10 protein-coding genes are annotated in these 10358 nt (G+C 49.6%); 3 read left to right on the top strand and 7 right to left on the bottom strand.

Annotation, left to right across the window (positions count from 1 at the left end):
- Nucleotide 1 precedes the first annotated feature (1 nt).
- The gene (locus J4F31_03415) at nucleotides 2–1018 is read left to right on the top strand and encodes a multidrug transporter (protein ID MCE2495619.1); all 1017 of its coding nucleotides are present in this window, start codon (nucleotides 2–4) and stop codon (nucleotides 1016–1018) included.
- On the opposite strand, the gene rfbB is transcribed toward J4F31_03415, so the two are convergent.
- The 5 genes from rfbB to J4F31_03440 are packed head-to-tail and all read right to left on the bottom strand — an operon-like array spanning nucleotide 1015 to nucleotide 6541.
- Complete coding sequence (rfbB, locus tag J4F31_03420; protein MCE2495620.1) at nucleotides 1015–2079, bottom strand: dTDP-glucose 4,6-dehydratase; 1065 nt, start codon at nucleotides 2077–2079, stop codon at nucleotides 1015–1017. The two genes, J4F31_03415 and rfbB, sit on opposite strands and share 4 nt — an antisense overlap.
- 1 nt (nucleotide 2080) lies before the next feature.
- The gene (gene galE / locus J4F31_03425; protein ID MCE2495621.1) at nucleotides 2081–3106 is read right to left on the bottom strand and encodes a UDP-glucose 4-epimerase GalE; all 1026 of its coding nucleotides are present in this window, start codon (nucleotides 3104–3106) and stop codon (nucleotides 2081–2083) included.
- A gap of 3 nt (nucleotides 3107–3109) precedes the next feature.
- Complete coding sequence (locus J4F31_03430) at nucleotides 3110–4096, bottom strand: SDR family oxidoreductase (GenBank protein MCE2495622.1); 987 nt, start codon at nucleotides 4094–4096, stop codon at nucleotides 3110–3112.
- 10 nt (nucleotides 4097–4106) lie between these two features.
- Nucleotides 4107–5417 (bottom strand): UDP-glucose/GDP-mannose dehydrogenase family protein, encoded by a 1311-nt coding sequence (locus tag J4F31_03435; protein ID MCE2495623.1) that lies wholly within the window; start codon nucleotides 5415–5417, stop codon nucleotides 4107–4109.
- Entirely contained in the window at nucleotides 5414–6541 is a 1128-nt protein-coding gene (locus J4F31_03440) for a DegT/DnrJ/EryC1/StrS family aminotransferase (protein ID MCE2495624.1), read from the bottom strand. Before J4F31_03440 ends, J4F31_03435 begins: the two co-directional genes overlap by 4 nt.
- Before the next feature lie 91 nt (nucleotides 6542–6632).
- On the opposite strand from J4F31_03440, the gene J4F31_03445 reads away from it, so the two are divergent.
- Together J4F31_03445 and J4F31_03450 are read left to right on the top strand one after the other, a co-directional pair.
- On the top strand, nucleotides 6633–7388 hold the full coding sequence (locus J4F31_03445; protein MCE2495625.1) for a hypothetical protein: 756 nt from the start codon (nucleotides 6633–6635) through the stop codon (nucleotides 7386–7388).
- Nucleotides 7388–8605 (top strand): 3-deoxy-D-manno-octulosonic acid transferase, encoded by a 1218-nt coding sequence (locus J4F31_03450; protein ID MCE2495626.1) that lies wholly within the window; start codon nucleotides 7388–7390, stop codon nucleotides 8603–8605. The genes J4F31_03445 and J4F31_03450 overlap by 1 nt, the downstream gene beginning before the upstream one ends.
- Here the strand turns inward: J4F31_03450 and J4F31_03455 are convergent.
- Together J4F31_03455 and J4F31_03460 are read right to left on the bottom strand one after the other, a co-directional pair.
- A complete protein-coding gene (locus J4F31_03455) occupies nucleotides 8576–9718 on the bottom strand; it encodes an acyloxyacyl hydrolase (protein ID MCE2495627.1) in 1143 nt (380 codons plus the stop codon). The two genes, J4F31_03450 and J4F31_03455, sit on opposite strands and share 30 nt — an antisense overlap.
- Nucleotides 9719–9792: 74 nt before the next feature.
- The gene (locus J4F31_03460) at nucleotides 9793–10164 is read right to left on the bottom strand and encodes a hypothetical protein (GenBank protein MCE2495628.1); all 372 of its coding nucleotides are present in this window, start codon (nucleotides 10162–10164) and stop codon (nucleotides 9793–9795) included.
- Nucleotides 10165–10358 lie beyond the last annotated feature (194 nt).

Consider the following 10358-nt stretch of genomic DNA (forward strand, 5'->3'; position numbering starts at 1 on the left):
GATGCTCGTTCAACGCAGCATTGATTTTAGAAACCTGGTCTGGTATACGAGGGGAGGTATTCTATTCATGGCGATCTATTCGGCCGCTGTGGTTATCGTATATGGCATTTTCGGCCTTAAGTTCGTCAGCATACCGTGGGCTGTAATTCCGGTCGTGGGTGTAGCTGTTTCATTTTACCTGGGTTTTAAGAACAATTCGGCCTACGACCGAACCTGGGAGGCTCGAAAGATTTGGGGAGGCATTGTGAACTCGAGCAGAACCTGGGGGATCATGGCACGTGATTTCGTGCAGGATATGGACGGAATCGCGGGGTGGAGCGAAGAGCAGCTTAAAAAGATGCACCGCAAGTTGATCTATCGCCAAATTGCGTGGCTATATAAGCATCGTAGGCAACTTCTCGAACATAGAACTTGGGAGCATTACGAGCCCCACAACGAGCCCTATCGATTGAGTTTGGCGAAGAACTTTTTTAATCTCTCACGGGAAGAGGAGATTCAGTCATTCTTGGATCCAGAGGAACTCAAGTCGATCATGAATGCCAAGAATCCGGCCACTCAGTTGATCGCGAATCAAAGTGCTGACATTACGCAACTTCGCAAAGATGGGGTGATCACCGATTACCAGTATGTGAAACTCGCTGGACTGCTCGAGGAGTTTTACACGCTACAAGGTAAAAATGAGCGCATTAAAAACTTTCCCTTACCGCGACAGTACGCCACTTCCTCAATGTTATTCACCATTTTATTCATTTTTCTGCTTCCGTTAGGTCTCGTAGAAGCTTTTGATAAAATGGGCACTTGGATGGTATGGATGACCATTCCCTTCACCGTGATCGTAGGTTGGGTATTCCTGATCATGGAGATCGTAGGCGATTATGCTGAGAACCCGTTTGAAGGTTTGGCCTTCGATATTCCCATGACGAGCTTGTGTCGAACCATTGAGATCGACCTGCGGGAGATGTTGGGTGAAACCGATTTGCCCGAGCCTATTAAGCCGGTGGGCAACGTTCTGCTTTAACGCTCTGCGTACATCTCTTTGTAGTAGTCTTGGTACGCGCCTGAAGTAACTCGGTTCATCCATTCTTCATTAGCCAAGTACCAGTCAATGGTTTCAGACAACCCCTCTTCAAAAGTTACTGAAGGTTCCCATCCAAGTTCGTTCTTGATCTTGTTGGCATTGATGGCGTATCGACGGTCGTGCCCGGGACGATCCGTCACATAGGTGATCAATGCTTCAGAAGTGCCCGGCTCGCGACCGAGTTTTCGATCCATCTGTTCTATGAGCGCTATAATGAGGTCGATGTTCTGCCATTCGTTGAATCCTCCGATGTTATATGTTTCAGCATTAACACCTTCGTGATAAACGAGGTCGATCGCTCGCGCGTGGTCGATCACATACAGCCAGTCCCGAGTGTATTTTCCATCGCCGTATACCGGCAAAGGTTTATTGTTCTTGATGTTGTTGATGAATAAAGGGATCAATTTCTCCGGAAATTGATTAGGCCCGTAATTGTTAGAGCAGTTCGTTATCACATAGGGCAAACCATAAGTTTCACCGTAAGCGCGCACGAAATGATCACCACTGGCTTTACTGGCCGAATAAGGAGAATTTGGATCATATGGAGTAGTTTCCAAGAACAGTCCGGAGTCACCCAAAGTTCCGTACACCTCATCTGTTGAAATATGATAGAACCGTTTTCCTGTATAGTCTCCTTTCCAGGCATCAACCGCCTCATTCAAGAGGTTTACGGTTCCAATAACATTCGTGCGAACGAAAGCCAATGGATCGCTGATACTTCTATCAACATGACTCTCGGCAGCCAAGTGAATTACACCGTCGAAGTCATAGCGGCCGAAAAGATCTTTCAGTGCCGCTACATCGTTTATGTCGATCCTCTCAAACTTGTAGTTCGTCGCCCCGTATACATCGCTCAGGTTTTCTAGGTTGCCCGCATAGGTCAAAGCATCGAGATTGACGATCAAGGTATCCGGATATCTATTCACCAGCACACGTACAACATGCGAACCAATGAATCCGGCTCCACCCGTTACCAGTAGTGTTCGTTTGAATTCAGACATTTTATTCTTGTTTTTTAAGTGCTTCTTCAAAGTTCCATGCGGAAGAGAGCATTTCTTCCAATGAACGCTTGGGCTCCCAACCGAGTATGTTGCGGGCTTTAGAGATATCAGCATAAACGGCCTCAACATCTCCAGGTCTTCTATCCACCAATTCATATTCAATGGAGATTCCGGTGGACGACTCAAATACGTTGATCATCTCGAGCACCGTGAATCCGTCTCCTGAACCGAGGTTAAATACCTCAAAATCTCCTTCACTCCTGCCGTCGATCAATCTCTGTACGGCGAGTATATGAGCATCGGCAATATCAACCACGTGAATATAATCCCGAACACAAGATCCGTCGCGAGTATTATAGTCGCCCCCGAATACTCGAAGTTTCGCCCGTTTTCCGACAGCCGTTTCCGTGATGTATGGTACCAAATGGTGAGGTTCACCATCTTGGAATTCCCCAATGATCGATGATTCATGAGCACCGATCGGATTAAAATACCTGAGGGATATGACGTTCACTCCACTAACCTTGCTGAAGTCCTTCAGAATATCTTCACCTATCTTCTTCGTATTTCCGTAAGGCGATTCCGCTTCTTTTACCGGGGCATTCTCGCCAACCGGCAAAACATCCGGATTTCCATATACGGTGCAACTAGAGCTAAACACGATTGGAGCAACCGAGTATTTTTCCATGCATTTCAGCAAATTCATGGTGGATATCAGGTTGTTCTCGTAATACTTGAGTGGATCATCCACCGATTCGTTCACCAGCAAGAAAGCGGCAAAATGAATTACTCCGGAGATGTCCGGATTTCTCTGAAAAACGCCATCCAACTCCTGTAGGTTGCACATCTCGATCGGCTCAAAGAGCAACTCTCGGCCGGTGATCTTTTCGATACGTCCTTTGACTTCGTAGTCGGATTCACTCAAGTTGTCGATGACCAAAGGCTCATACCCCTTTTCTATCAGCGACACACATGTATGAGCCCCAATGTATCCGAGTCCGCCCGTAACCAAGATCTTTGCTCCCATGGGTCAGCGTTTTATGTACTTATCGAAATTGTAGTGAGCCGTTTCATTCAATCGCTCCTTCGGCAGGCTCTTGAAGTATTCATAGGTGATCTTCAATCCTTCTTCGCGACTTACTTTAGGCTCCCATCCGAGGATCTCTCGAGCCTTGGAGATATCGGGTTGACGAACTTTGGGGTCGTCTGTCGGAAGATCTTTGAATACGATCTTTTGGTCCGTTCCCGTGAGCTTTATGATCTCTTCGGCAAACTCCAATATGGTGATCTCATCGGGGTTGCCAATATTGACCGGATCGGAACAGTCGCTGAGTAATAAGCGGTAGATCCCCTCAACGAGGTCATCTACATAACAAAAACTCCTCGTTTGTGAGCCATCTCCAAACACGGTCAAATCTCCTCCTCGGAGCACTTGTCCAATGAATGCGGGCAATACCCGACCATCATTCAATCGCATTCGAGGTCCATAGGTATTGAAGATTCGCACGATACGGGTTTCTAAGCCGTGGAAGGTGTGGTAAGCCATGGTAATGGCTTCCTGAAAACGCTTGGCCTCGTCGTACACTCCACGTGGCCCAACCGGATTCACATTCCCCCAATAGTCTTCGCGTTGCGGGTGTACCAAAGGGTCACCGTAAACCTCAGAAGTAGAAGCGATGAGCAGCCGTGCATTCTTTTCTTTAGCTAGCCCGAGTAAATGATAGATACCCAGTGACCCCATTTTTAACGTTTGGATCGGGATCTTTAAGTAGTCGATAGGACTTGCCGGCGAAGCGAAGTGAAGAATGTAATCCAAATCTCCACTTACGTGAACGAATTTACTCACGTCATGATGGTAGAACTCGAAATCATCGCGATGCATTAAATGCTCGATGATTCGCAAATCACCGGTGATCAAGTTATCCATAGCCGCAACTCGATAACCTTCGGCAAGGAATCTATCGCATAAATGACTTCCCAAGAAACCTGCGGCTCCCGTAATCAGTACTCTGGGCATAGTTTATAGTTTATCGCACGACTTCTCGACCGATACTGCTGTAGAAATATCCACGCTCTTTCATCTCGTCGAGGTCGTACAGGTTTCTTCCGTCAAAAATGACCTTTGAGCCGATCTTATCTTCGACTTCATCGAAATCGGGGTTTCTAAACACCCCCCATTCAGTACAGATCACCAAAGCATCGGCTCCATCTATCGCTGAGTATTGATCATCAGTGTACTTGATCTTGTCTCCAATCAATCGCTTTACGTTGTCCACGGCCTCAGGGTCAAATGCAGTGATCTCAGTACCGGCCTCGGTCAACTTATCGATAATGTACAAAGAGGGCGCCTCTCTAATATCGTCGGTGTCGGGTTTGAAGGCCAATCCCCACATTCCGATCTTCTTGCCTTGGAGGTTACCCCCGAAGTAATCGAGCACCTTAGATACAATGACCACTTTCTGCTGCTCGTTAACGCTCATCACGCTCTCGAGGATTTTAAAATCATAACCGTACTCACGGCCCGATTTTGCCAAGGCCTGAACATCTTTCGGGAAACAGCTTCCGCCGTATCCGATTCCGGGGAACAAGAAGTGCTTACCGATACGCGTATCCGTTCCAATTCCGATTCGGACCTTGTCTACATCGGCCCCTACTCGTTCGCAGAAATTGGCGATCTCATTCATGAAAGTGATCTTGGTCGCCAAGAAGCTGTTCGCAGCGTACTTGGTCAACTCGGCAGACTTTTCGCCCATGAAAATGATCGGGTTTCCTTGACGAACATAGGGCTTGTACAAGCTCTCCATGAGGTCCTGAGCACGCTCAGTACTGCAACCGACAACTATACGGTCTGGCTTCATGAAATCGTCCACCGCAAATCCTTCACGCAAAAACTCAGGGTTCGAAACTACGCCGAAATCAACCTGAGCATTGGCGGCCACGGCAGCAGTAACTTTCTCGGCAGTTCCTACCGGTACTGTACTCTTGTCTACGATCACCTTGTAGTCTCTGATCATCTTTCCCAAGTCATCAGCAACCCCCAAAACGTAGCTCAAATCGGCTGAGCCATCCTCCCCCGGAGGAGTTGGAAGCGCGAGAAAAATGATGTCGGCAGGGTGTACCGCCTCGGCCAAATCAGTCGTGAATTTTAATCGGCCCGCTTTGATGTTCCGCTCGAACAATACATCCAAATGCGGTTCGTAGATGGGCACTACGCCATTACGCATTTTATCCACCTTAGCTTCGTCGATATCAACACAAATAACTTTATTCCCCGTTTCAGCTAAACACGTACCGGTTACCAATCCTACGTACCCGGTACCTACTACTGCTATATTCATGACAATGGTGTTTTTACGGCTTTAATGATTACATCTTGTTGTTCCTTGGTCATCTCACTGTGCATGGGCAAGCTAAAAACCTGAGCACACAATCGCTCGGTCACAGGGAAACTTCCCGATGTGTAGCGATCGTCTTGATAGGCCTTTTGCATATGTAGCGGCACAGGATAATAGATCATAGCAGGCACATCGCGCTTCTGCAACTCAGCCACTAAGGCGTCTCGGTCCCCATCGACCAATTGCAATGTATATTGGTGGAAAACGTGGGTCGATTTATTTGCCCGCGCCGGCACCTTGATCTGAGGCATATCGGAGAATGCAGCGTCGTAATAATCGGCCGCCTCACGGCGCGCTGCGTTGTACCGATCCAAATGGCGTAGTTTAATTCGGAGGATGGCCGCCTGGATACTATCGAGGCGTGAATTCACCCCAACTTGGTCGTGATAGTAGCGGACTGACTGACCGTGGTTCGCGATCTGACGCAAGTTGTTGGCCAACTCATCGTCGTTGGTAAAAATGCACCCACCGTCACCGTAGCAACCCAAGTTCTTCGACGGGAAAAACGAAGTCCCTGAAACATGACCAATGGTACCGGTCTTCCTGACCGTTCCGTCGCTAAAAGTATAGTCCGCTCCAATGGCTTGGGCATTATCCTCAACCACATACAAATTGTGCTCCTCGGCGATCTTCATGATCTCTTCCATAGGAGCACTTTGTCCGAATAAATGTACCGGAACGATCGCCTTGGTCTTAGGCGTAATGGCCTTTCGAACAGCAGCGGGATCGATCTGGAAAGTATCTTCGTTTACGTCCACCAATACCGGGGTGTATCCCAGAAGCGCGATCACCTCTGCGGTCGCCACATAAGTAAATGTAGCCGTGATCACCTCGTCACCGGGCTTTAACCCAAGTCCCATAATGGCGATTTGCAGGGCATCCGTACCGTTGGCACAAGGTATGGCGTGTTTTACACCTAAATATTCTTCGATCTCCGATTGAAATGATTTTACCTCGGGACCGTTAATATAAGCTGAGGAGCGCACGACATCCAAAATGGCCGCATCGATCTCCTCTTTGATCAAGTCGTACTGCGCCGGCAGGTCGACCATCTGAAGTTTTCTCATAGCATGTAATTAGTACCTTTACAAGCAAATGTAGCAATTAATGGTAGGGAAGAAATTGATTCTTGGCAGGATTTCAAAACAACTATCACGGGTGATATTGCTCGTGCTTTTGGTTCAGGTCATAGCCGCCAACTTCGCCAATGCTCAGGTGACCGCACGCGACACTAACGCGGTGATCCCCATGATCCGGTTCTCGTATGCCTATCAACTTCCCTTTGGGGACCTCGACGATCGATTCAGCGACCACAGTGCCCTCACCCTCGACTTTACGGTCAAAACAAGCAAACGCCTCCTTTTTGGTGTTGGCGCGAGTTTCGAGTTCGGAGGCGGAGTGAAGGAGGTGACCATTCTCGACAGCATCGCCACCTCAGAAGGGCAAATAATAGACGCCACCGGGCGCTTTGCCGATATCCGAATTTTCCAACGCGGTTTACGCGTCTACGGAAACATCGGTTACCTCTTGGGTGGCCCCGGCCCTAACCCTAATTCGGGATTCTACGCCATGGGCCGCATCGGCTACTGGCAGCATAAGATCCAGATCGAAAATCCGGGCGACATTACCCCGCAACTCAATCCTACCTACGCCAAATACTACGACCGCCTTACAAGCGGAATTTTCTTCTCCGAATCGCTCGGTTACCAATACCTCTCGAGCAACGGCTATTTCAATATGTTCGCCGCGGTGGAACTCTCGCAAGGCCTATTACAAGGTCGGCGTCCTTGGCAAATGGACCTGCGCGCGCCCTACGAAGAATCGCGCCTCGATATGTCCCTCGGCTTTCGCATCGGTTTCACCGTGGCACTCTACCCCAAATCGGACCGAAACGCCAAGTACTATTATTATTGATGAGCTTCCGGGTCCCACACTGGTACACCGTCGGCATAAAGGGTTATGGACTGGCTCTGCGCCTCGCGGCGCGATGGGTTCCTAAAGCCCAACTTTGGACTGCAGGCCGGGAAAATTGGCGAAAGAGGTACAAAGAACAACTTCAAGGTATTCATAAGCCGATCTGGTTTCATTGCGCCTCACTTGGCGAGTTCGAGCAAGGCCGACCCGTTATCGAGGTCCTACAGGCCAAGCGACCTAACACCCCTATTGTGCTCACCTTCTTCAGTCCTTCGGGCTTCGAAGTCCGAAAGAATTACAACGGCACCGACGCCGTACTGTACCTTCCGCTCGATACACCCGCGAATGCGCGAGATTTCATCGAACTGGTAAACCCCTCGGCTGCCGTATTCGTCAAGTACGAACATTGGCTACATCTTCAGTCGGCCCTCGACGAGCGCAGCATTCCGCGTTTCCTCATTAGCGCGCGCCTGCGGCGCGATCAAATCTTCTTCCGTCCCTACGGAAAGGTTTTTCGCGATGCCCTCAGCCATTTCGAGCGCATATTCGTTCAAGATGCCGCTAGCCTCGATGCAGCCTTATCTTTGGAGATAACAGAGGTCGAAGTTGCCGGCGATACGCGTTTCGATCGAGTCGTTCAGATCGTTGAAGCGGCCAAGCGAGACGAAAAACTCGATCGCTGGAAACCAGACGGAAAAGTTCTCGTGCTCGGAAGCTCTTGGCCCGCGGAAGAAGCCATTGCACAACAGTACTGGAAGGGACCCCTGATCATTGCCCCACACGAGATCCACGAAGATCACTTACGCGACATCGAAAAGCGTTTTCCCGAAGCTGAGCGATACACGAGCACGGACGACCTGACGAGTCGTGTACTACTTATAGACACCATGGGCATGCTCGCCAAACTCTATCGCTATGGAGATGCTGCTTTGATCGGTGGCGGATTCGGGAAAGGGTTGCACAATACACTTGAAGCGGCGGCATGGGGACTACCAGTTTTCATAGGTCCGAATCACGAAAAGTTCATCGAAGCTAAAGAGCTCTTGCAAGCCGGAGCCGGCGTGAGCATGAAATCAGAAAACGATTGGGCCGCGATCCCCAACCCCGAAGAATGGGGCACCCTCGGAGCGCGAGCTTCGGAATATGTTCGCGCCAAAACCGGGGCGACCAACAAGATCGTCGATCACTTATTGCGAATTGTAGATCGTCGCGGTTGATCGCTTCGAGTGTGTAAATATTGTGTACCCTACCCCCCACTCGATCCAGTCGGCGGCGGCTCCATTCTGCGTTTTGAGTGCAATTTGAGCAAAGAACCGCGGGGTAAACTTGTAATTCAATCCACCCCGCGCCCAAACATCGCCCCGAGCGTCGATGGTCTTGTACACATAGCGACCCAATTGCGTCACCAATCCAAATTTCTCGATGTTGTACTCATGTCCCAGGTGCACACCGATATTCCGGTAGTCGCCTTTCACAGCTGGCTGCCCCATGTCCCACTCATCCGAGTTTTCGTAAAGGGATCCGCCGTAAAAGAAATCCACCCCGGCTGTCCAAGCACCTTTATGACTGTACACCCTGCGAAAATCGAGTACGATACTGCTGGTTGCATACCGCAATCCTTCGGCCGAATCGCGCTCGGTCTGAACCGTTCCAATACTAACGTAAGTGTTTACATCGATCGACTTAGGCTTGGGTCGAGCGCCCCCGTATATTCGCTCCGGGCGGGCCGATAGTATCATATTGGGATCCTGAGCCTGGACGAACTTTTGGAATGGGTTGAAATGGTATCGAAAACCGACATTGAATCCAACCATATTTAATCCGTAGTTCGGTGTAAATGAACGTCCATTCGAGAAATGGGTCAAATCGAGTCCGTAGGTCAAATCGATCTCGCGGTTGATCTCGCTTTTTCCAGCGAGGTTGATGTTGAAATACACCGTTGTGCGCGAGCCAATGGCGTCGTTATAGGGATTGGTCTCCGGGTCGTAGGCCTTAAGGTCGTATGTGAGTCCGGCCGCAACCTCCCAGAGCAAAACGTGTTTTCGTTCGGTATTGGTCAGGGGCTGTGAAAACCAAGCATATATCGCGTTCGGATTCCCCATGATCTCGGGGTCCCCGATGATTCCGGAATAATAGCCTATTCCGTAGCCGGGAAAATTGGCATTGCTCTGCCGCCACTCCTTGCCGTACGACTCCCACCCCAATCGAATTTCGACTCCGGCATAGCCATTGTCCAAGAACCCTTCCAGGCCTTCCCCGGTGTACAGGTGGGAGCCGCTGTGGCCCGTGATTTGCAAAAAGTTGAACTTACCGTAGTTGGGATCGGACACCGCTCGGTCCTACCAAGTCTGCCCGGTTACCCATCCGCCCGAGAGGGCGAAAACCAAAATGGGTAAATACTTTTTCATGGTTCCAGGCTGAAATTACGCGGGTGAGGTCGGTAGATGTTGCCCGACATGAAATCGACGGAATGACTCACAGCCCGGGCCGTGAAGTCGAGGATGAAGTAGGCTGTTGAGACTTTTCGCGCCAGGGTGTCCGTTAGGATGACGCCTTTGTCCGGATCCAGAATCTGGATAACGCTACTGTGTTGCACGACGGTTGCCGGGATCTTGAGTTTTCCGTTCGTAGGCGATCCGATCTCAACTTGATCGATGTATACGGTGACATCGGGCGAAATAGTTTCATCGAAGCGCAGGGTGTTGTTGCGACTTCCGAAAACAGTGGCGCAGGACGACAAGGCCGCTGCAGCCAGCAAGGTTAATAGGTAGCGCATAATGGTGTTTTGGTGAATGCAATGTACGTTATTCACCCTTTTCTTTATTAGACGAATGTCGGGAGGGGTTGAGTGGTTGATTAGTTGATTAGTTGGATAGTTCTTACGTAAGCGAATTGTAATACTCCCCATATTTCAGACCAACAATGCGGTTTTGTTAGTTAATAATTGGGTTTGATTAAAGATAGATTCTT

Source organism: Flavobacteriales bacterium, from assembly GCA_021296215.1.
In the GTDB taxonomy this organism is placed as follows: domain Bacteria; phylum Bacteroidota; class Bacteroidia; order Flavobacteriales; family ECT2AJA-044; genus ECT2AJA-044.

Bases quoted from the DNA above. Each gene is read 5' to 3' on its own strand.
- J4F31_03415 (MCE2495619.1), top strand. From the start codon at position 2: ATGCTCGTTCAACGCAGCATTGATTTTAGAAACCTGGTCTGGTATACG.
- rfbB (MCE2495620.1), bottom strand. From the start codon at position 2,079: ATGTCTGAATTCAAACGAACACTACTGGTAACGGGTGGAGCCGGATTC.
- galE (MCE2495621.1), bottom strand. From the start codon at position 3,106: ATGGGAGCAAAGATCTTGGTTACGGGCGGACTCGGATACATTGGGGCT.
- J4F31_03430 (MCE2495622.1), bottom strand. From the start codon at position 4,096: ATGCCCAGAGTACTGATTACGGGAGCCGCAGGTTTCTTGGGAAGTCAT.
- J4F31_03435 (MCE2495623.1), bottom strand. From the start codon at position 5,417: ATGAATATAGCAGTAGTAGGTACCGGGTACGTAGGATTGGTAACCGGT.
- J4F31_03440 (MCE2495624.1), bottom strand. From the start codon at position 6,541: ATGAGAAAACTTCAGATGGTCGACCTGCCGGCGCAGTACGACTTGATC.
- J4F31_03450 (MCE2495626.1), top strand. From the start codon at position 7,388: ATGAGCTTCCGGGTCCCACACTGGTACACCGTCGGCATAAAGGGTTAT.
- J4F31_03460 (MCE2495628.1), bottom strand. From the start codon at position 10,164: ATGCGCTACCTATTAACCTTGCTGGCTGCAGCGGCCTTGTCGTCCTGC.